This window comes from Mycolicibacterium celeriflavum (genome assembly GCF_010731795.1).
GTDB classification, from domain to species: Bacteria; Actinomycetota; Actinomycetes; order Mycobacteriales; family Mycobacteriaceae; genus Mycobacterium; species Mycobacterium celeriflavum.
Map to the genome: position 1 here is coordinate 3,920,034 of NZ_AP022591.1, position 21,707 is coordinate 3,941,740.

Consider the following 21,707-nt stretch of genomic DNA (forward strand, 5'->3'; position numbering starts at 1 on the left):
AAGCCGGGGATGGCTGGTGCTTCGGCTGATGGTTGGACTCTTCATTTCTACGATTTCCGTCAGCGGTTCGTATCGGTGGACGACGTGGTTCCAGGGTTGGGTGATGTCGAGTCCCGGGCGAAGCGAAATGGTGCGCGTGATAGCACTCCGTTCTTCCTGGATCCGTGGGGCCGGGCGGATGCGTTGGTGAACGCCTACTGGCGAGATCCGCTGGTGAGGGGACGAGCAACGGGGACTTTGCGTCGTTACGCCTTGTCGTTGAAGGTGTGGCTGGATTTTCTGCACGCGATGGGCGTTCGATGGGATCAGGCGTCGCGATCGGAACTGGCTGCGTTCAAGGAGTGGCGGTTGTCGGCTGAGAAGAATCCTCAGCACGTGACCGCCAATAGTTTCTGTGTCGATCGCGCGGCGATCCGCAATTTCTACTCGTGGGCGGCCGAGCAGCACGGAATCGACAACCCCGTCCGAGCCCGCGTGATTGCCACGTCTTGGATGGGCGGTGGCCAAGTCGTGTTGGAGAGCACTCCGTCGGGGATGCGCAGGGCCGACGTGAAGTGGCTTACCCCACAAGCATTTCGGTTGTGGCGGAACCTGGGGTTGCGTGGTTTCACGATGGAGGGCGTGCCGCGCCACGATTGGCGGGGAGCGACTGAGGATCGCGACATCGCATTCGCGGAGGGGTTGTTCGGGACGGGTTTACGAATCGGCGAGTGGGCCAGCATATTAACCATCGAGGTGCCCAAGCCGGGCTCTGAGGGGCTCGTGCGTTCGCGCGTTGCGTCTCATTGCGCGAAGGGTGGTAGCGGGCGAGCGTTCTGGATGCGGCGCCGCGTAGCCCAACAAGTTCACTTCTATCTGCAGGAAGGTAGTCGCACTGCTGCCGTAGCACGCGCGCAACGTGCTGGTCGCTATGGGCAGATTGCGGATCGATTGGTCGTTGAACATGTTCGCCGGGATGGGCAACTGGAGGTCGTTGATGCGACGGGATCGCGTCGTACGGTCCGGCTCGATGCACTCGGGCCGTCGACACGAATGAAGTTGTTCCGCCGGGGACGTGATGGCCTGGAACCGATGTGGCTGTGGCTGAATCACGACGGGACACCTCGCCCTAAACACTCCTGGTACAAGACGTTCGACCGCGCGAACACCAGGGTTGCGAAAGCGCTTGCGCAAGAGGGGGGTACGCCGTTGTGGTGCCGTCCCCACATGCTGAGGCATTCCTTTGCGCTGCGGTGGTTTTGCATTGCCACGTTCGTCGCGTGGCGCCGCACCGATATGTTGACCAAGCAGGAGCAGCGCGACTTCCGCAATCAGCTTGGCGATGTCTGGTTTCTTCTGGCGACACTTCTTGGACATCGCAGTGCCGAGGTGACTCGCAGCGTTTATCTTGAGCCGTTTCAGGCGTTGCAGGTGGAGGAGCTCATCGCGCTGATGGATGCCGACGATCGGCAATCCCTTGAGCGTCTCGTCGCAACAGTTGGTGTCGGTGAGTCTCGTGTGTTGACGGTCCAAACGTGACGGGTCACCGCGCGGCGCAGCCGGATCCGGCGTGGCGACCGGTATTGCGGCGACGCGGGCTGATCGTGACGTTCGTCAGCGAGGATGGCACTCAGTCAAAGGACTTCGACTTCGGTTCTCTGCCGGGCACTGACGGAATCCGCCACGATTTCGCGATCGCGTTCGAGGATGCCACTGGTGTGCTGGGCGTATCCAAGCGATTGAGGGGTGCGGGCGCGCTGTGGCAGTCTGCCCGGCATGCCTGCTGCTGGCTCGCCGAGAACCGGCCAGAAATAAGGAGACTGGCAGATTTATCAGCCCCGGATGCCCGGCTGCTCGCCCTATCGTGTCGGGTACCCAGCGGCCCTGGCCCGGCGGCGAGCCTCAAGACGCTGCTGCGCTGTAGTCCCGTCGTCTCAGACGAGGCAAGTCAGGCGTTCGCGCGCGTGCGTCACCAGAAGAACGCGAAGGCGAGACAACCGTACTCTGCCGACGAGATTCGCCAAATCAGTGTCGTGGCACGGGGAACAGTCCGCCGGGCACGTGCCCGATTGCGGACTCATTGGGCGATGGTCGCCGACTATCGTGCGGGACGGTTCGATCACCTCCCCCGTGCAGACCCCATTCGCAGTCTGGCCGAAGTACTCGATCACTGCGCGCGGGAGGGAGATTTCCCTCGCACCGCCTCGGGTGCAAGGGCGTACGTGACGCGGCGGGCGGTGGCCGCGGCCGGTGGATGTCGACTTCAGTCGTTGCTGCATGTGAGCCCGGGAGAAGTGTGGGCATTTGGTGTTCTCCTCGCCGGACTGACCGGCCTGAACCTGTCGACGCTGGACTCGCTGCCCGCGCCGCACCGACGAGCCAGCAGCCCAGATGAACCCGGCATCGTGTTCGTCAGCGCCGACAAGCCCCGCCGTGGGAAACGGTCGGCCATGACGGTGCCGGTGACCGCGCTGCGCCCCGAACTGCGGCCGCTTGGTGGGGAGAATCGGCGCGCCGCAGTGGTCAACACATCGCTGACTACCGCGTACGGGGTCTTCATGTTGCTGCTGGAACTGACCGAACCGGCCCGTGCGCTGACCGGGTCCCAGCACGCATTCATCTATTACAGCGCCCAGCCCGACAATGTCGAACAGAAACTCTTCGGATACGGAATCAGCAGCACAGCCTCCGGAGTGAATGCGCGACGGCGGTGGATAGCGCCGTGGCTGACCGGTGATGCCGAGCGTGACGGCCTGCTCCTCGGGATCAGTATGGATCGGCTGCGCAAGACCTACCTCGAGCAGGTCCGAAAACCCACATCCCACACCCCGGCCACGTTGGCCCGCTATCTGAGTCGCATGGATCCCGTCAGGAACGAGGGATTCCAGATCGTCGCCGAGGCCCTCGATGAGCAGGTCGCACGAGCACTGGCCCGACGCTCGATGACGGTGCAACCGGACACCCACGACAACGGATCCGGCCAGGACGCCGTGCTGGGTACGTGCGCCGATTTCGAGCACTCGCCGATCGACGGCAAACGGTGCCGCCAGTCGTTCATGGCATGCCTTGACTGCAGCAACGCCCGCGCCTTCCCGCGCCACCTACCAGTTCAACTCGTCGTTGCCGACCGGCTTCGCGGCCTGCGCCAAGAGATGCCCATCGGGCAGTGGATCGCCGATCACGCGGGTCCTCTCGCACAACTGGACGACATCTTCGCCGAGTACGAGCAGGCCCAGCTCAGCGCCGCGCGAGCCGAAATCACCGACAGCCATCACCAGACGGTGAACCTTCTGCTGACAGGAAACCTCGAAGCATCATGACGTACACAGCTGAAGCGCTCGACGTCGTGGCAGGTGTCCAAGTCGCCCCCGAAACAGCGGTCTTGGTCAACCGGACGCTTCACATCGACGCGACCCGATGCCGATTCGGCGACCCGGTGTGGGATTTGTCCGCGGCGATCGAAGACCGGCACAGTGCAGGACAAGCCGTGCACTGGGAGGGGTTCCCAATGCCATTTCGTCACGCCTGCAAGCTCTACCTGTTCGCCCTGCTCAACATCGTCGACGACGCACCCCGCCTTGACAGTGCCCGATCGCTCTATCCACACATCAAGACGATCTTGGGCGAGCTGGTGCCGTTGCGGAGGTTCACGACGTGGCTGGTGGAGCGGGGTGTCACATCGTTTGGCCAGGTCAGCGCCGAACACCTCGATGACTATCTGCGCCATGTCACCGAGACCATCGGTGTCAGCGCCCAATCCAAACGCTCGGCGTTACAGGCCATCAAGCGTCTGCACGTGTACCGGGATGCCCTGCCCCCGCATTGCCGGCTCCCCGCAGGTCCGTTGTGGGGCGGTGCGAGTGCGCGGGGGCTCGCCAACTACGAGTCATCCTGGGGCAAGCCGAACACGACCCCTCGCATTCATCCCGATGTCATGGAGCCGCTGCTCTCGGCGGCGCTGGTGATCACCCACACGGTCGCGGCCGATCTACTTCCCGCGGCGCGCAACCTTCACGCGATGCGGTATCTGGCCCATCACATCGCACCCGCCATTCGCCGAGCTCCCACTCGTACGGTGTCGGTGTTCGACACCACCAAGGCCCAACTCGAATGCCTGCTTGCGGCACTGGGCCGCAACGACGCCTCACTTCCGGGTATCCGGACGGGCGACACGACCAGTGTCGACCTGATGGGGTTGGCCGTGGGTGGATGGCTCAGCCACAGCGAACTGAAACGAATGAAAGAGACTTCGGTCCTGATAGCCAAGTATGGATTGCCGATCGAAGTTGACATGTTGCGCGCCACCACATTCACTGCCACCGGCATGTACTGCTGGCGTGAAGCCCCCGTCGGTGCGAATGAACTCGTCGAACTGCTTCGCCACGTCACGACTGCCTGTTTCCTCGTGATCGCCTACCTTTCGGGTGTCCGGACCGGCGAGGCACTCAACCTACGACGCGGCTGCATCAGCCGGGACTCGAAGCTGGCGTTGACACTCATGTCCGGCCACCAGTTGAAGGCCGGTGAGCAGCACCGGGACCGATCGCCCGCCACGATCCCGTGGGTCGTGACCGACGAAACAGCGCATGCCGTCAGCGTTCTCGAGCAGATCACGGTGAGCGATCTGCTGTTTCCGGCGTTCGAGCTGTTCTCCAAGGACCAATTTCTCTTAGGCGCTACCCGGACCAGAACACCTGGCTCCATCAACGCCGACATCACCAGCTTCATTGAATGGTTCAATCGCGAGGTCGCTCCAGTAGTCAGCCATCCGCTGATCGGCGCCGATCCGCACGGCACAATCCAAGTACCGCGCCTGCGACGCACACTGGCCTGGCACATCGTGCGGCGGCCCGGCGGAACGATCGCCGGCGCAACGCAATACGGCCACCTGCACACACAAATGATCCAAGGTTATGCCGGCGGAGCTGATGCAGGATTCCTCGACGACATCACCTTCGAACAATTTCTCCACCGTGCTGAGATCATCCACGACGATTCCCAACGACTCGAGCGCGGCGAGCACGTCTCCGGTCCGGCTGCCGATGAGTACCGGGCCCGTATTGCCAGGGCAAGCACATTCGCGGGTTTGACAGTGACCACCAAGAGTCAGATCAAGAGCGCATTATCGAACCCCGACTTGCAGATCCACCACGGCGCGGTCGTGACGTGCGTGTTCCGGCGCGCCACCGCAGCCTGCCTGGAACCTGCCGACAGCTCCGCTGAACCCTTCTGGAGTCGATGCCGTCTGGGCTGCGTCAACGCCGCACGTACCGACCGCGACGCCGCCAACCTTCGCCAGCATGTCACAGCGCTCCAACGCGACTTGGCGACACTCGAACTCCCCGAACCGCTGCGGCAGCGAATTCAGGTTCGCCTGATCGAGCACCGAAAGGCCCTCGCAGAACACGATTCCAGCCGGCCGATGACAGTCCCACAACAGAGCGAGGAAGACGAATGACCCTCATGGGCGATGCCGCCGCACGCAACGATGAGGAACGCCAGCGGGTTCGGGCCGCTATCAACCGCCTCCGAGACAACAAAGCCGAGCAGAGCAACGGCGCGCGCACTGTGGTGGCCTTGGCTGACGAATCGGGAATACCACGGCAGAGACTCTACGAACATTACTGCGACCTGCTCAACGAGTTCAAGGCGACGGTCGGGTGCGGACCCGCCACCCCGAATGTCGAGGCTCTGCAACGACAACTTGCACAGGCCCGTGATCACAACCAGGAACTGGCTACCGAAAATGCTCACCTGCGAAGCAAGATCAGAACGCTCTCAGCGGTGATCACCGAAATCACGCACGAAACCGCCGGAGCCAACGTCGTTGTTTCGATGCCACGCAAATACCGGGGGCGGTGACTGTCCGCCCGGCGATGTCATATTCTCATTTGTCTTTTCATATGGGTGTCATTTGTGACAACGGGATGAGTTTAGCGGCGCACCGAATTGGCTGCAGCATTCAAATCAGTAGCCAGTGTCGAAGTTGATGGGCAGGGTGGTCGGGCCGCTCATCCCGGTGAGCGGCTTCCAGGGGGCGGGGCCGGTGCAACGGGGGTTCGGCATTCGTCGGGTGATGACAGTTAAGGCTTCGGCGAGTTCGAGTCTTGCGAGGTGGGTACCGAGGCAGTAGTGCACGCCGCCGCCGAAAGTCTGCATGGCTGCTGGGCCGTCGCGGGTGATGTCGAAGCGGTCGGGATCGGGATAGACACCGGGGTCGCGGTTGGCGGCGGCCATATTCGCCATGACGAGGGTGCCGGCCGGGATGACGACACCGCCGAGCGCGACGTCCTCGGTGGCTTTGCGCATGGTCATGCAGACGACCGGAGAATGGCGCATGGCTTCCTCGATCGCCTGCGGTGCGAGCCCGGGATGTTGAGCCAACAATGCCCATTGGTCGGGATGGTCACAGAGGACCTGCACCGTGGCGGCGAGTTGATTGCGGGTGGTGTCGGTGCCGGCGGCCAGCAGGGTTGATGCGAGCGTGATCAGCTCGGCGTGGGTGAGTCGGTCACCGTCGTCTTCGGCGCGGATCAGTGCGGAGATCAGGTCGTCGGTGGGGGTGTGGCGCCGCTGGGCGACCATGTCGTCGATGTAGGCGTCGAGTTGTTCCCAGGCTCGCAGGATGACGGGCGCGTCGTTGGCGACGTTCCAGCTGAAGATCTTGAAGATGTCGTCGGTCCAGCGCGAGAACAGTTGCCAGTCCTCCGGGGGTGCGCCCAGCAGCGCGCAGATGATCGGAATCGGGTATTGCTGGGCGATGTCGGTGACGACGTCGCAGCGCCCGGCGGTGGTCAAAGGTTCGATCAGCTCGGTGATGACCTCGACGATGGTGGTGCCGAGCCGCCCGACCGCGCGGGGTGTGAAGGCCTTGGACACGAGGCGGCGCAGCCGGTGGTGCTCGGCGCCGTCGAGGCTCAAGATGCCGGTGATTGTCTTGTCCCACAGCGGACCGGAGGTAATGCCTTGTGCCTCCAGACCGAGCCCTTGGGGCATGGCGAAGCGGGAATCGCGCAGGACGGTGCGGACCAAGTCGTAGGTCAGCAATTCGGGTCCGTGTGGTCCCAGCGCGATCGGCGCCTGCTGCCGTGCCTGCCGAATCCGCCGGTGCGCGTCCTCGGGTTTCGGGGTGTCGTCATAGGTCAGGGACGGCAACTCGGCGTCGAAGACGCTGGGGAAAGTTGAGCGGGTGGTGTCGATGGTCATGGTGGCCTCTCGGGTCGGAATGAGTCGACTATCCGATGTCGCCGGCGCTAGACCATCGGTCAGATCGCGTAGATACGCGGGGCCGGGGTCGTAGATACGCGGATCCGCCGATGTATTGCGGCTCGCGCCCGCCGCATGCTGGCTAGCATGAGCGAGATTGATCCACAGGCGGATCCGCCACCGTTGAACTGGAGCGACCTGGGCATGAGCGGGCTACTTCCGACCGGAACGGTGACGCTGCTTCTCGCCGACGTCGAAGGCTCGACGCGGTTGTGGGAGACCCAGCCCGAGGAGATGCGCGTGGCGATCGCGATGCTCGATCGGACGCTAGCCGACCTCACTTCCATGCATAACGGTGTGCGGCCGGTCGAACAGGGCGAGGGCGACAGCTTCGTGTTGGCGTTCGCCCGTGCCAGCGATGCGGTGGCATGTGCGTTGGCGTTGCAGCGGGCGCCGTTGGCGCCGATCCGGATGCGGATCGGCGTCAACACGGGCGAGATTCAGTTGCGCGACGAGGGCAACTACATCGGCCCGACCATCAATCGCACCGCGCGGCTGCGCGACTTGGCCCATGGTGGGCAGACGGTGTTGTCGGGTGCGACGGAGTCGATGGTGCTCGACCATCTCCCGGTCGATGCGTGGCTCACCGACCTTGGCACGCACACGTTACGAGACCTGCCGCGCCCGGAACGGGTTGTGCAACTGTGTCATCCGGACATTCCCAATGAGTTCCCGCCGCTGCGGGTAGCGAAAGCAGCTGTGGTGCAGCGCTTTCCGGCCCAACTCACGAGCTTCGTCGGACGTGCGGCGCAGATCGACGAGGCGCGCAGCGTCCTTGGCGACAACCGGCTGGTGACCCTCAACGGTGCGGGCGGCGCGGGAAAGACGCGTTTGGCCATCCAGATCGCGGGTGTGATCGCGAGCGAGTTCGCCGACGGTGCGTGGTACGTCGACTTGGCGCCGATCACCAACCCGGACGTGGTCGTGGTCGCGGTGGCCCGCGGCCTGGGCCTGCCCGATCAGCCGAACCGCTCGACGATGGACACGATCGTCCGATTCGTCGGCGAGCATCAGATGCTCGTCGTGTTGGACAACTGCGAACACCTGTTGGACGTGACCGCCGAGCTCGCCGTCGACCTACTGAAGGTCTGTCCGGCCCTGACCTTGCTCACCACCAGCCGCGAGCCCATAGGTGTCGCGGGCGAGGTCACCCTGCGGGTGCCATCGCTGGCGATCGCCGACGAGGCGGTCCACTTGTTCGCCGACCGTGCCCGGCTGGTCCGCGCGGAATTCCATCTCACCGATGACAACGTGGCATCGGTGACCGAGATCTGCCGGCGGCTCGACGGCATGCCGCTCGCGATCGAGCTCGCCGCGGCGCGGGTGCGCGCGCTGTCGTTGCAGGAGATCGTCGACAGCCTGCACGATCGATTCCGGTTGTTGACCGGAGGATCGCGGACCACGGTGCGTCGGCAGCAGACGCTGCGGGCGTCGGTGGACTGGTCGCACGCGCTGCTGACCGAACCCGAGCGCGTGGTGTTCCGGCAACTCGCGGTGTTCCTCGGCGGGTTCGATCTCGAAGCTGCCCGGGCGATCTCCGGTGACGGCGATGTGGAGCGCTACCAGGTGCTCGACCTGCTCACCTTGCTGGTCGACAAATCGCTCGTGGTGGCCGAGGAGAGTGGCGGCCGCACACGATACCGCTTGCTGGAGACGGTTCGGCAGTACGCACAGGAGAAGCTGGCCGAGTCGGCCCAGGCGGACGCCGTTCGCGCGCTGCACCGCGACCACTATCTCGGGCTGGCCATCGGGGTCGACGCCCCGGGCGACGAAGGGCATGAGGCACGCCTGGAGCAGGCCGAAATCGAGTTCGACAACATCCGTGCGGCTTTCGCGTGGAGCCGCGAGTGCGGTGATACCGAACTCGCTTTGCAGCTCGCCTGCTCGCTATTCCCGTTGTGGCTCGCGCGGGGTCGCAACGGCGAGGGGTGCGCCTGGCTGGACACCACACTGAACGACCGAACGGCGGACGAACGGAAGATTGCGCCCGCCGTATACGCTCGTGCGCTCGCAGACAGGGTCGCACTCGACGCGTGGTCCGGCCTCCCGGCAAGCCTCGATCGGGCTGAGGAAGCGCTGGGGATCGCGCGGGACGTCGGGGACCGTGCCCTGCTGGCCCGGGCACTGACCGCGCGTGGCATGGCTGTCGGTTACGACGACGAACTTTCCGAGCCATACTTCGCCGAGGCGGTCGAGCTGGCCCGCGAGATCGACGACAGCTGGCGGCTCATTCACCTTCTCGGGTGGCGCGCATATGCGGCCATCATGGCGGGAGATCCGATCGCGGCGCGCACGGCCGCAGATGAGGGTCGACGTGTCGCCGCCGCGTCTGGCAACCACTTCGGCTCGCGCACCAGTCGCAGCTGGTTGGGGTGGGCAGACGTGATGAGCGCCAACCTCGCGGATGCCACTGCGCGATTCGACGAGGTATTCGCCGAGGTTGAAGCAGTGAACGATCTGGTTTGGCGGTTCACCAGCCTGTTCGGCCAGACTTATGTATTCGCCAATGGTGGAGACGTAGGGCATGCCCGCGCCGCGGCCGAAGCCGCCCTCGAGGCCGCCAAGGAGCTCACCGGGTTCTACCCCGGCTTTGCCTACGGAGGATTGGGACTCGTGCACCTTGCCGCCGGAGACCTCGACGCCTGCGCGGAGGCATCCGAGACCGCGTCGAATCTGTTGAGCATCCAACCCAATGCCGCGGGAACCGTCCTGTACCTACGCGCTGAGACGGCGCTGGCCCGCGGCGATCTGACGGCCGCGCGCCGCTTCGCCGATGAAGCGATATCAATGACGAAAGGCTGGTATCTCGCGTCAGCGCTCAGGACCCGGGCCCGGGTTGCGCTGGCACAGGGCGAGTCGGAACAGGCTGAACGCGACGCCTACGCCGCCCTTGCCTGTGCGGCAGATCTGCGGGCGTACCTGGGCGTCGCAGACACACTGGAGTGCTTGGCCCGTTTGGCAGGAGAAGCCGAGAGTCAACACGAGGCGGTACGACTGCTCGGCGCGGCGAACGCGATGCGCGAACGTGGTCGGTTGCTCCGGTTCAAGGCCTACGATGCCGACTTCGAGAACACGGCGGTGGCGCTTCGAGATGTCCTGGGGCAGGACGACTTCGAGGTGTGTTGGGCCGAGGGTGCCGCTTTGTCCACCGAGGAGGCGATTGCCTACGCTCAGCGTGGTCGTGGTGAACGCAAGCGGCCGAGCAGTGGTTGGGCGTCTTTGACGCCGACTGAACTCGACGTCGTACGGCTGGTCGGCGAGGGGCTTGCCAACAAGGACGTCGCCACAAGGCTTTTCGTGTCACCGCGGACGGTGCAGACGCATCTGACGCACGTCTACACCAAGCTGGGCTTGACGTCGCGGGTGCAGTTGGCGCAAGAGGCGGCCCGACATACCTGAACATGCGCGCATTCGCCTACAGAGCTAGGAAATGCAGCGCCGCCGTGAGACAAACCAACTCGGCATCACCGTGAGACGGCATCGAAAGCGCACGTCAAGGGTGTCCCAGATGTCACCGACGATGAGAACCGGCCCCAGTTGTCGGGGATCCGGACCAGCATCCCCCGAGCACGTCGTGGTGAGTGCCGCATCGTCAGGGATCTAAATGGGCTGTCGGTGAATCAGCTTGGGTTCGACCTTGATCTGCTGGACCTGGGTCATTGAAGCGGGGTCGCGCCGCGCCGAGGGTCCCCTCGACCGAGCTGGACTCTCCGGGCGGTAGCCCACTCCAATCGAGACATTTTCGACACCTGTCGGTTGGGCGAGTGAACGCCGGGGCCGTGGCGGCGCAACGCGACTCCGGACAGGATCAGCGGAATTCTGTTCTGCGGCCTGCAGACCGGTCAACCGACCGTCGTCTGGACCGACGAGGCCAAGATGACGGTCAGCGCCGTCCGAGCGGGGCCTGGCGGCCCGACCTTCCCACAGCTGTACGCGTGGTGGTCATCGCACTCGTGACGACGCTGACCGGTTGACGTACTACCTGATGGTCCGTCAGGGAGTAGGCGCCGGGATGTACGTGTTTGGAGTCTGCACCTGGTCACCGGCGGGCAGCGGCGTGCCATGGCTTCCCGCAGGCTGCGGCACGCCCTCGGTGCCCGCCGGAGCGGGAGCAGCCTCGGCGGGCTGGACGGGCGTGCCATGCGGGGTCGCAGCGCCTTCGGGTGCGATCGGGGTGCCCTCGCTGCCCTCCGGAACCGGGGTGCCCTGACTGCCCTCGGGCACCTCGGCGCCCGAAGCGGCGGGAGCGGCGGTCGTGCCCTCGGGAGCCTGCGCGGCAGGCGCCTCAGCCTCGGCAGGTGCTGCCGTCGCCGGCTCGCTTTCCGCGTCGTAGGAGGTCGACGGCGATGAACTGCTCGAATCGGAGGCGGGCGGCTCGGTCCACACCAGCCGGTCCTGGCCGCCGGCGTTGTACACGACGCTGTCGGGAGCGGCACCGGTGACGTCGAAGTAGACCTTGCCCGACGTCTGCTGCCCCGGGGCGAGCGTCGACGGGTTCACGCCCTGCGGCGTGGCGACGCCGAACAGCGCGCGGTAGGTCTGACCGTCGGCGGCCCTCGCGTTGAGATTCGACACGATCGGCGTCGCGGACCCCTGGATCGCCTGATCGGTTGCGGTGGCTTCCCACAGCTTTCCGGTCACCGGATACGGGATCGCGTCGCTGCTCGGCTTCAGGTCGGTGATGGTCCAGCCCTGGATGACTGCGCCGTCGACCAGCTTGCCCTGGCTTCCGAGCGTCTGGGTCTGGACGGTGGTTCCGCTCTGGTTGGCTTCGGCTTCTGCGGAGGCCAGCGGCGCCCCGATGAAGCCGGCGGTCGCGGCTGCTGCCAACACGCTGGTGATCTTCGTGATCTTCATGATGTGCTCCTGACTCGTCCGACAATTGGGATGGTCACGGAACGAAACTATCAGGTCACTCGGCGATTGTGGATTCCGGATCGACTGACGCCGTTGACATTAGGGCGCAGCGAGTCATGATGCGGCAACGACCTTTTCGGGCGTGCGACGCGGTTGGCGTTGTGTTTCAGATGGTTTCGTCGGCCAGGGCAAACCCGGCAGTGGATGCGCGAATCATGCGGGAGTCAACTCGACGCCGGCGAGCGCCACCGCGTCGTCACGCTCGGGTGCGGTCACCGTCGCGACGAACCCGTCGCCGTTCTTCCAGACGCTGGCCTTGAGCGTCTCGCCCGGGAACACCACACCGGCGAACCGGGCGCCATAACTTGCGACCCTGGCGGTGTCTCCGTCGAGCAAGGCGTCCACCATCGCCTTGCACGTCATGCCGTAAGTGCACAAGCCGTGCAGGATCGGCCGCGGGAAGCCGGCGGCTGCTGCGAAGTCGGGGTCCGAGTGCAGCGGGTTGCGGTCGCCGCACATCCGGTAGAGCAGCGCCTGTTGCGGTGACACCGGGATCGAGAGTTCGAAGTCGGGCGCACGCGGCGGCGGCTCCGAAGACCCAGACGGTCCACGCTCGCCGCCGAAGCCACCCTCACCGCGGGCGAAGATCGAGCGCTTTTGGGTCCACAACGGCGTGCCGTCGGGCGCGGTCACCGTGGTCTCCGACCAGATCACCGCCGCCTTGCCCTTGTCCCAGATGTCGGTGAAGCGCGTGACTGCGATACCGGTGCCGGCCGGTGGGATCGGCCCCGGCACTGACACCGCCTCGCTGGCGTGCAGGACCTTCGAGAGCTCGATGTCGATGCCGGGAAACTTAACCGTCGGCGGATCGGTCATGTGGAAGCTCTGCGCGACGTTGCCGAATGTCGGCAGTACCTGCGGGGTTTCGTCGGTCAGATAGCGAAGCTCACGCTTGTCCATCGGATCGGCGCCGGCCCCTAGCCCGAGGTGGTAGAGCTGGATGTCGCTGCTCGTCCATGAGAACTCGGCGGCGGGAAGCTCCGCGCCGAGCGCCTCGTCGAGATTGATGGGCATCAGTTCTTCCCCGCTATGTGTAGTGCGGCAAGGTATCCGAACGCCATCGCCGGACCGATGGTGCCGCCCGGGCCGGGGTAGGTGTGGCCCATCACCGGCGCGCTGACGTTGCCTGCAGCATAGAGCCCTTCGATCACGGACCCGTCGTCGCGGAGCGCGCGGCCGTGCACGTCGGTGACCACGCCGCCCTTGGTGCCCAGATCACCGGGCACCATCTTGGCCGCGTAGTAGGGCGGATGGCTGATCTCGCCGAGGTTCGGGTTGGGCTTGTTGGTCGGATCGCCGTAGTAGCGGTCATAAGCACTTTCGCCGCGGCGGAAGTCCTCGTCGACGCCGGAGCGGGCGAACCCGTTGAAGCGCTCGACCGTCTCGGTGAAAGCCTCCCCGGGCAGACCGGTCTTCTCCGCCAGCTCCTCGAGCGTGTTCGCCGTGACGATCACACCCGACTCCAGCCATTTCTTCGGAATCCGTTGTCCCGGTTGGAGTCCAGCGAAGATATAGCGGTCCCGGTACTGCTGGTCGAACACCAGCCAGGCCGGAATGTTCTCGCCGGGTCCCGGGCCCTGCCCGTACTGGCCGCCGTACATGTGGTGGCAGGCCTCGACATAGGGCATCGACTCGTTCATGAACCGCTTGCCCGCCATGTTGACGATGATCGAACCCGGCGAATTGCGTTCCGACAGCGCGAACCACGGCGCGCCCACCAGCGGAACGGTCGGGCCCCACCACGCGTCCTCCATGATGTCGAGCGCGGCGCCCAGCTTCTCGGCGGCGATGATGCCGTCACCGGTGTTGGCCTTGGCGCCGACCGTCCATTCGGTGGTGATCGGGGCGCGCTGGTACTTCACCCGCATCTGCTCGTTGTGCTCGAAGCCACCCGAGCCGAGGATCACGCCGCGGCGCGCCCGGATCAGTTCGGGCTCAGCGGTTTCCGGTGCGCTGGTATCGCGGACGTAGATGCCCCGCACGGCACCGTCTTCGATGTAGAGGTCGGTCAGCGCGGTGTTCAGCCGCACCGGCACGCCCGCGTCGCGCAGGCCGATGCGCAACGGCGCGATCAGCGCGCGACCCATGCCGACGAGGTTCTTGCCGGTGGCCTTGGCCCACATAGTGCGCGCACCGACCTTGAGACTGCGCAGCACTCCGCGGGGGTGACGCTTGAGCTGGTTGAGCCGAACGTAGTCCTGCTGCATGACGACCACGTTGAGCGGGACCTTGCCGTACGGCGGCTCCAGGCCCGGCAGGTCGGGGCCGAGCTTCTTCGCGTCGAACGGCTTGGGCTCGACCGAGCGGCCCGTCGGCTTGCCGCCCGGTGTCTCGGGGTAGTAGTCGGAGTAGCCCGGCACCCAGCACAGCTTCAGAGGCGAGTGCTCGAGCACGAAAGACAGCATCTCCGGACCGCGGTCGAGATAGGTGTCGATCTTCTCTGCGGGCACGACGTCGCCGATGATGTTGTGCAGGTAGGTGCGGGCGGCCTCAGCCGTGTCCTTGACCCCGTCGCGCCTGAGTATCTCGTTGTTCGGGATCCATACGCCGCCACCTGACCGCGCAGTGGAACCGCCGTAGTGCGGAGCCTTTTCGACGACTACTGTGGAAAGTCCCTGGTGGGCCGCGGTAAGGGCGGCGACCATGCCGGCGGCGCCGCTGCCCACCACGACGACGTCATACTCCTGACCAGTCATGTAGAACACGTTATAGAATTGCGCGGCCGACCCACAACCGCGCCGGTCAACAGAACAAGGGGACTTCATAAGAATGCTCAGTGACCAGGTGCGTCAGGAGCTCGCCGCCGACCTCGCGCAGGCCGAGCGCAGCCGGGTTCCGATCGCACCGTTGACCGATGGGCATCCGGACATCGACGTTGTCGATGCCTACGAGATTCAGCTGATCAACATCCGCCAACGCGTGGCCGAGGGCGCCAAGGTCATCGGTCACAAGGTCGGGCTGTCGTCCAAGGCCATGCAGCAGATGATGAACGTCGACGAACCCGACTACGGCCACCTGCTCGACGAGATGGCCGTCTTCGAGGACAGACCCGTCAAATCCGCGGACTACCTCTATCCCCGCGTCGAGGTGGAGGTGGGCTTCGTCCTCGCCGACGACCTTCCCGGCGCCGGTTGCACCGAGGACGATGTACTCGCCGCGACCGCCGCGTTCGCGCCCGCGATCGAGCTGATCGACACCCGTATCAAGGACTGGAAGATCAAGCTCTGCGACACCATCGCCGACAATGCGTCGTCGGCGGGCTGGGTGCTCGGGGAGGCCAGGGTCTCACCCAAGGACATCGACATCACCGCGATCGACGCCGTGCTCACCCGCAACGGCGAGGTCGTGGCGAAGGGCCGCAGCGATGCGGTGCTCGGCAACCCGGTGACCGCGGTGGCCTGGCTGGCGCGCAAGGTCGACAGCTTCGGCGTCCGCCTCAAGGCGGGCGACATCGTGTTGCCGGGATCGTGCACCAAGGCGTTCGACGCCACACCCGGCGCCGAGTACGTCGCAGATTTCGCCGGGCTGGGCTCGGTACACCTGAGTTTCGAGTAATCGAGGAGCTACATATGCCGGAAAAGCTTTCGGTCGCGATCGTCGGATCGGGCAACATCAGCACCGATCTGCTGTACAAACTGCTGCGCTCGGAGTGGCTCGAGCCGCGCTGGATGATCGGCATCGACCCGGAGAGCGAAGGCCTGGCCCGCGCCCGCAAGCTCGGCTTGGAAACCTCTCACGAGGGCGTGGACTGGCTGCTGGCGCAGGATGAGAAGCCCGACATGGTCTTCGAGGCCACCAGCGCCTACGTGCATCGCGACGCCGCCCCCAAGTACGCCGAGGCCGGCATCCGCGCCATCGACCTCACCCCGGCCGCGGTCGGCCCCGGCGTGATCCCGCCGGCCAATTTGCGTGAGCATCTCGACGCGCCGAACGTCAACATGGTCACGTGCGGTGGCCAGGCGACGATCCCGATCGTCTACGCGGTGGAGCGCGCGGTCCGCGACATCGGTGGGGTGCCCTACGGCGAGATCGTGGCATCGGTGTCGTCGGCGTCGGCAGGCCCCGGCACGCGGGCCAACATCGACGAGTTCACCAAGACCACCGCCGCGGGTGTGCAGAACATCGGCGGCGCCCAGCGTGGCAAGGCGATCATCATCCTCAACCCCGCCGAACCGCCGATGATCATGCGTGACACCATCTTCTGCGCCATCCCCGAGGACGCCGACCAGGACGCCGTCGCGCAGTCCATCAAGGATGTCGTCGCCGAAGTGCAGACGTATGTGCCCGGCTACCGGTTGCTCAACGAACCGCAATTCGACGAGCCGTCGATGGTCAACGGTGGCAACCATCTGGTCACGACGTTCATCGAGGTCGAGGGTGCGGGGGACTATCTACCGCCCTACGCTGGAAACCTGGACATCATGACCGCAGCGGCGGCCAAGGTGGGCGAGGAGATCGCCCGGAAACAGGTTGGGGCGAGCCTCTCCGTATCGACAGGAGGCCAGGCATGAGCGTCACGGAACAGATTTACTTCAACCCGATCTGGGACGTCCGGATGACGGACACCTCGCTGCGCGACGGCAGCCACCACAAACGTCACCAGTTCACCAAGGACGAGGTGCATGCGATCGTCTCGGCACTGGACGCCGCCGGAGTGCCGGTCATCGAGGTCACCCACGGTGACGGGCTGGGCGGATCCAGCTTCAACTACGGGTTCTCCAAGACGCCCGAGCAGGAGCTGATCAAGCTCGCCGCCGAGACCGCCAAGGAATCCAAGATCGCCTTCCTGATGCTGCCGGGTGTCGGCACCAAGGAAGACATCAAGGAGGCGCAGAACAACGGCGGGTCGATCTGCCGGATCGCTACGCACTGCACCGAGGCCGATGTGTCGATCCAGCACTTCGGCCTGGCCCGCGAACTCGGCCTCGAGACGGTTGGCTTCCTGATGATGAGCCACACCATTCCGCCGGAGAAGCTGGCCAAGCAGGCGCGCATCATGGCCGACGCGGGCTGTCAGTGTGTATACGTCGTGGACTCCGCAGGCGCTCTGGTACTCGAGGGCGTGCGCGACCGGGTGGCCGCTCTGGTCGACGAGTTGGGCGACGACGCGCAGGTCGGTTTTCACGGCCACGAGAACCTGGGCCTGGGGGTGGCCAACTCGATCGAGGCGGTCCGCGCGGGCGCCAAGCAGATCGACGGCTCGTGCCGCCGCTTCGGCGCGGGCGCGGGCAACGCGCCGGTCGAGGCGCTGATCGGGGTGTTCGACAAGATCGGCGTCAAGACCGGCATCGACTTCTTCGATATCGCCGACGCGGCCGAAGAGGTCGTCGCGCCCGCGATGCCCGCCGAATGCCTGCTGGATCGCAACGCGCTGATCATGGGCTACTCCGGGGTGTACTCGAGCTTCCTCAAGCACGCCATCCGCCAGTCCGAGCGCTACGGCGTGCCGGCGCACAAGCTGCTGCACCGCGCCGGCCAGCGCAAGCTCATCGGCGGCCAGGAGGACCAGCTCATCGACATCGCGCTGGAGATCAAGCGGGAGCAAGACGCGGCCGCGGCAAGTTCCTGACCGGCGAGTGTGAATCTGACGACGTTTTCGGCGATTTTCCGTCGCCAGATTCACAATCGGTGGGCCGCGTGAGGACTCGCGAAGCCGCACAGGCGCTTCTCGAACAGCTGGCGGGTCCGACCGCCGTACTGCGCGACGACCAATGGGCCGCCATCGAAGCGCTGGTGGTGCACCGGCGGCGCGCTCTCGTCGTACAGCGCACCGGCTGGGGTAAGTCCGCGGTCTACTTCATCGCCGCCAAACTGCTGCGCACCGACGGGCACGGCCCGACGGTGATCGTGTCGCCGCTGCTGGCGCTCATGCGAAACCAGGTGGCCGCCGCCGAGCGGGCCGGAGTGCACGCCGCGACCATCAACTCGAGCAACGTCGCCGACTGGGACGACATCCACCGCCGGGTGCACCGCGGCGAGCTCGACGTCCTGCTGGTCAGCCCGGAACGGTTGAACAATCCCGACTTTCGCGACGCGGTGTTGCCCGCGCTGGCGCGCGATGCCGGGTTGGTGGTGGTCGACGAGGCGCACTGCGTATCGGACTGGGGTCATGACTTCCGGCCCGACTACCGCCGGATCCGCACCCTGATCGCCGACCTCGGCGTGGACGTGCCGGTGCTCGCGACCACCGCGACCGCCAACGACCGGGTGGTCGACGACGTCGCGGCGCAGTTGGGCGTCGGCGGCTCCGAAGCCGGAAGCACCCTGGTGCTTCGCGGTGGGCTGGACCGGGAGTCGCTGCGCCTGTCGGTGGTCAACGCCGGCAACCCGGCGCAGCGAGCGGCATGGCTTGCCGCACATCTGGATTCGTTGCCCGGCTCCGGCATCGTCTACACCCTGACCGTTGCGCAGGCACATGACGTCGCCGCACTGCTGCGCGAACAGGGACATCCGGTGGCGGCCTATACCGGTTCCACCGAGGCAGCCGAACGCGAACAACTCGAGGCGGACCTGCTGGCAAACCGCGTCAAGGCGCTGATCGCGACGTCGGCGCTCGGCATGGGGTTCGACAAACCCGACCTCGGATTCGTCGTGCATCTCGGCGCGCCGTCCTCGCCTATCGCCTACTACCAGCAGGTCGGCCGCGCCGGGCGGTCGACGGACAGCGCCGAGGTCGTCCTGCTGCCCGGCAGAGAAGATCAGGACGTCTGGCGGTACTTTGCGTCCGTCGCATTCCCACCGGAAGCGTTGGTGCGCAAGGTGATCAGGGAGCTAGACGCGGAACGCCCGCAGTCGACGGCCGCGTTGGAACCGCTTGTCGATCTCAATCGGACCCGGTTGGAGATGGTTTTGAAGGTGCTCGACGTCGACGGTGCGGTGCGGCGTGTCAAGGGCGGCTGGGTCGGCACCGGCCAGGAGTGGGCCTACGACGAACCGCGCTACCGCAAGCTCGACGAGTCGCGCAAGCGGGAACAGCAGGCGATGCTCGGCTACCAGGCGACCGACCGCTGCCGGATGGCCTTCCTGCGGGCGCAACTCGACGATCCCGACCTCGACGACGGTGATCGTTGCGGCCGCTGCGACAACTGCGCGGGTCCGCGCTACGACGGGACCGTCGACACCACGGCCGAGGAGCGCACCAGGGCGTCGCTCATGCGGCCCGGGGTGGAACTCACGCCACGCAAACAGTGGCCGTCCGGATTGAGCAGGCTCGGGATCGATCTCAAGGGCCGAATCGGCGACGGCCCCGCTTGCGGCCGGACCATCGGCAGGCTGACCGACCTCGGCTGGGGAGCCCGCCTGCGACACCTGCTCGACGCCCCGGATTCGGAGGTGCCCGGGGAGATGGTCCAGGCTGCGGTGCAGGTGTTGGCCGCATGGGACTGGGAGGACCGTCCGACCGCGGTCATGGCGCTGGATTCACACAGTCATCCGGTGTTGATCGCGTCACTGGCGCGAGAACTGGCCCGCCTCGGCCGACTGACCGACCTCGGCGTCCTGCGGTACGCGCCCGGACGCAGGCCGGTGTCGGCGGCGAACTCCGCCTATCGGGTCGCCGCGCTGTGTGATGCGTGGACCGCACCCGATCCGGCGCTGATCGCCGCGGCCGGTGGGCCGGTGCTGCTCGTGGACGACGTGGCCGACACCGGCTGGACGCTGACGATGGCATCGCGCCTGGTCAGGGCCGCGGGTGCGCCGGCCGTGCTGCCGTTCACGCTGGCCGGCGTGAGCTGACACGCCGACGGTCCGACCACGCTGAACATGGGGTCTGGCCTGGGGTTGTTTAGCTCGCCCCCGAGGGCGGTTACGCCTTCGGGAGCGGCCACCGGGTCGCAGACTGAAGGAGTGATTCGATGAAGATGTCCGTTACGACCGTGCGACGCGGCCTGTACGGCATGTTTGCAGGCGGCCTTCTCGCATTCGGTTCCGCCGCGATCGTCGCACCGGTTGCCAGCGCCCAGCCGGCCCCTGCGCCGGCGCCGGACAACACCTGCAGCGTGAGCGCAATCGCCAACACCGCGAGCACGGTGTCGGCGTCCACCAGCAACTACCTCGCCTCGCACCCCGAGACCAACGAGGCGCTGACGGAGATTGCCACGCAACAGCAGGAGCAGACCACGGAGGCGTTCCGCACCTACTTCGCGGAGAATCCGCAGGTCGAGTCCGAGCTCAAGGCGATCAACGAGCCGGTAGCGGCGATCTCGAGCCAATGTGGCATCGAGGTGGAGCCGACGCCGATTTCAGAGGCGTTGTCTGACGTCTAAATCGGTTGATTGACCTGTACGTCATCAGTAGCTCACCGCGCCGGCTTCGGTCGGCGCGGTGAGTGCGTCTAGGGCCGCCGATCCAGCAGCCGCTTCGCGGCCACGGTTGCGCCGTCGGTGCGGACCTGGTGTGCGACCGCGGTTGCCCTTGCGCGTGCCTGCGGCGACAGGGCGGTGCGCAGCGCGGCCGTCATCGTGTCGCGTGTCGGCGCCGGACCGTCGTGCGCGACGCCGATGCCGAGCACCCTCACCCGCTGCGCCCAGTAGGGCTGGTCCGCGTACTGAGGCACGACGACCTGCGGCGCGCCTGCCGCTGCCGCCGTCGTCGTGGTACCAGCGCCGCCGTGGTGCACCACCGCGCCGACGCGGGGAAACAATGCCTGGTGATTGACCTCATCGACGGTGAAGCAGTCGTCGCTCGCGTCAGGGGGTGTCAGTCCCGCCCAACTTCGGTTGACGATTACGCGGTACCCCAGGGCGCGGGCGGCCTCCATCGTCACGCCGGCGATGTCGGCGGGCGCCCGCACGCTGCCCATACCCACGTAAACCGGTGGTGCGCCGGAGTCCAGGAACGCGGCCAGATCGTCGGGCAGCGGACGGGGGTCGGGCAGGATCCAGGCGCCGGTCTGGATGACCTCGAAATACGGCGACCCAGGCCATGGAGCGAGCGTCGGGTCGCAGGCCAGCCACGGCTTGTGGGTGAAGACGTGGTCGCGAACGTTGCGTATCGGCGGCAGCCCTCGCGCTGCGCGGTGACGGTTCAGCGGGTCGCGGTACAACGCATCGACGCGCTCGGCGTCGATGTCCCACAGCACCCGGCTGTCCGTCTCGCCGTCCGGGAACGGCTTGCCGGGTCGCCGCAGAGGAGTCTGGTGCGGGGACGGAATGCTCCCGGGGTGGAACATGGCGCACACGTAGCGGATGCCGAGGTGCTCGGCGATCGAGCGCACACCGGCGGGCATCAGGCCGCTGGCCACCACCGCGTCACAGCCTTCGGCGGCGGCGGCCACCGTGTCGAACTGCATGTCGATCAGGTTGGCCGCCGTCTGGGGCGCGTCGGCAGGCGTCGCCGGCTTGTCGCCGTGCAGGAACTCGCGGATCGGGCGGCCCAGCGGGATCAGCGGCACACCGGCCCTGGCGGCGAGTTCACCGAAGTCCGGCGGCGCGCACAGGCGGACCTCCGCCCCGAATTCACGTAACCGGGCCGCCAGCGCCGCCATCGGCTCGACGTCTCCGCGCGACCCCCACGTCGAAAGGCACACCCGCATTCGAAACCCCCAT

At 66.1% G+C, this 21,707-nt stretch carries 15 protein-coding genes and 1 pseudogene; 11 read left to right on the forward strand and 5 right to left on the reverse strand.

What is annotated here, in order from left to right:
* The first annotated feature begins 9 nt into the window (after positions 1 to 9).
* The 4 genes from G6N18_RS19015 to G6N18_RS19030 all read left to right on the forward strand — a co-directional run bounded on the left by G6N18_RS19015 (position 10) and on the right by G6N18_RS19030 (position 5,841).
* Complete coding sequence (locus G6N18_RS19015) at positions 10 to 1,518, forward strand: site-specific integrase (RefSeq protein WP_163689908.1); 1,509 nt, start codon at positions 10 to 12, stop codon at positions 1,516 to 1,518.
* Positions 1,519 to 1,583: 65 nt separating this feature from the next.
* Entirely contained in the window at positions 1,584 to 3,299 is a 1,716-nt protein-coding gene (locus G6N18_RS19020; RefSeq protein ID WP_234806269.1) for a hypothetical protein, read from the forward strand.
* A 62-nt stretch (positions 3,300 to 3,361) separates the two neighbouring features.
* On the forward strand, positions 3,362 to 5,437 hold the full coding sequence (locus tag G6N18_RS19025; RefSeq protein ID WP_234806268.1) for a site-specific integrase: 2,076 nt from the start codon (positions 3,362 to 3,364) through the stop codon (positions 5,435 to 5,437).
* Complete coding sequence (locus G6N18_RS19030; protein WP_083006992.1) at positions 5,434 to 5,841, forward strand: coiled-coil domain-containing protein; 408 nt, start codon at positions 5,434 to 5,436, stop codon at positions 5,839 to 5,841. The genes G6N18_RS19025 and G6N18_RS19030 overlap by 4 nt, the downstream gene beginning before the upstream one ends.
* A gap of 105 nt (positions 5,842 to 5,946) precedes the next feature.
* Here G6N18_RS19030 and G6N18_RS19035 read toward each other — a convergent pair whose 3' ends face one another.
* Positions 5,947 to 7,185: a cytochrome P450 gene (locus G6N18_RS19035; RefSeq protein WP_083006989.1), complete on the reverse strand. Its 1,239-nt coding sequence runs from the start codon at positions 7,183 to 7,185 to the stop codon at positions 5,947 to 5,949.
* Between the two features lie 135 nt (positions 7,186 to 7,320).
* Between G6N18_RS19035 and G6N18_RS19040 the strand changes: the two genes are divergently transcribed.
* Both G6N18_RS19040 and G6N18_RS24825 read left to right on the forward strand, forming a co-directional pair.
* Complete coding sequence (locus G6N18_RS19040; RefSeq protein ID WP_083006986.1) at positions 7,321 to 10,644, forward strand: LuxR C-terminal-related transcriptional regulator; 3,324 nt, start codon at positions 7,321 to 7,323, stop codon at positions 10,642 to 10,644.
* Between the two features lie 369 nt (positions 10,645 to 11,013).
* Positions 11,014 to 11,202, forward strand: a pseudogene (locus tag G6N18_RS24825) (hypothetical protein); the annotation flags it as partial.
* 36 nt (positions 11,203 to 11,238) lie between these two features.
* Here G6N18_RS24825 and G6N18_RS19045 read toward each other — a convergent pair.
* The 3 genes from G6N18_RS19045 to kstD form a co-directional block, all read right to left on the reverse strand.
* The gene (locus tag G6N18_RS19045) at positions 11,239 to 12,102 is read right to left on the reverse strand and encodes an MPT63 family protein (RefSeq protein WP_083006983.1); all 864 of its coding nucleotides are present in this window, start codon (positions 12,100 to 12,102) and stop codon (positions 11,239 to 11,241) included.
* 213 nt (positions 12,103 to 12,315) lie between these two features.
* Complete coding sequence (locus G6N18_RS19050; protein ID WP_083006981.1) at positions 12,316 to 13,176, reverse strand: enoyl-CoA hydratase ChsH3; 861 nt, start codon at positions 13,174 to 13,176, stop codon at positions 12,316 to 12,318.
* Positions 13,176 to 14,867 carry a 3-oxosteroid 1-dehydrogenase gene (gene kstD / locus G6N18_RS19055; protein ID WP_179962325.1) on the reverse strand — a complete coding sequence of 564 codons (1,692 nt, stop codon included), beginning with the start codon at positions 14,865 to 14,867 and terminating at the stop codon, positions 13,176 to 13,178. Before kstD ends, G6N18_RS19050 begins: the two co-directional genes overlap by 1 nt.
* A 64-nt stretch (positions 14,868 to 14,931) precedes the next feature.
* Here kstD and G6N18_RS19060 point away from each other — a divergent pair, with 64 nt between their 5' ends.
* The 5 genes from G6N18_RS19060 to G6N18_RS19080 all read left to right on the forward strand — a co-directional run bounded on the left by G6N18_RS19060 (position 14,932) and on the right by G6N18_RS19080 (position 20,426).
* Positions 14,932 to 15,717 (forward strand): 2-keto-4-pentenoate hydratase, encoded by a 786-nt coding sequence (locus G6N18_RS19060; protein WP_083006979.1) that lies wholly within the window; start codon positions 14,932 to 14,934, stop codon positions 15,715 to 15,717.
* Positions 15,718 to 15,731: 14 nt separating this feature from the next.
* Positions 15,732 to 16,673, forward strand: a complete 942-nt coding sequence (locus tag G6N18_RS19065) for an acetaldehyde dehydrogenase (acetylating) (protein ID WP_083006976.1) — start codon at positions 15,732 to 15,734, stop codon at positions 16,671 to 16,673.
* The gene (gene dmpG / locus G6N18_RS19070; RefSeq protein ID WP_083006973.1) at positions 16,670 to 17,731 is read left to right on the forward strand and encodes a 4-hydroxy-2-oxovalerate aldolase; all 1,062 of its coding nucleotides are present in this window, start codon (positions 16,670 to 16,672) and stop codon (positions 17,729 to 17,731) included. The genes G6N18_RS19065 and dmpG overlap by 4 nt, the downstream gene beginning before the upstream one ends.
* A gap of 68 nt (positions 17,732 to 17,799) precedes the next feature.
* Positions 17,800 to 19,896: a RecQ family ATP-dependent DNA helicase gene (locus G6N18_RS19075; RefSeq protein WP_083007000.1), complete on the forward strand. Its 2,097-nt coding sequence runs from the start codon at positions 17,800 to 17,802 to the stop codon at positions 19,894 to 19,896.
* Positions 19,897 to 20,015: 119 nt separating this feature from the next.
* Positions 20,016 to 20,426: a heme-binding protein gene (locus tag G6N18_RS19080; protein ID WP_067222468.1), complete on the forward strand. Its 411-nt coding sequence runs from the start codon at positions 20,016 to 20,018 to the stop codon at positions 20,424 to 20,426.
* A gap of 68 nt (positions 20,427 to 20,494) precedes the next feature.
* On the opposite strand, the gene G6N18_RS19085 is transcribed toward G6N18_RS19080, so the two are convergent.
* Complete coding sequence (locus tag G6N18_RS19085; protein WP_083006970.1) at positions 20,495 to 21,694, reverse strand: glycosyltransferase; 1,200 nt, start codon at positions 21,692 to 21,694, stop codon at positions 20,495 to 20,497.
* Positions 21,695 to 21,707 lie beyond the last annotated feature (13 nt).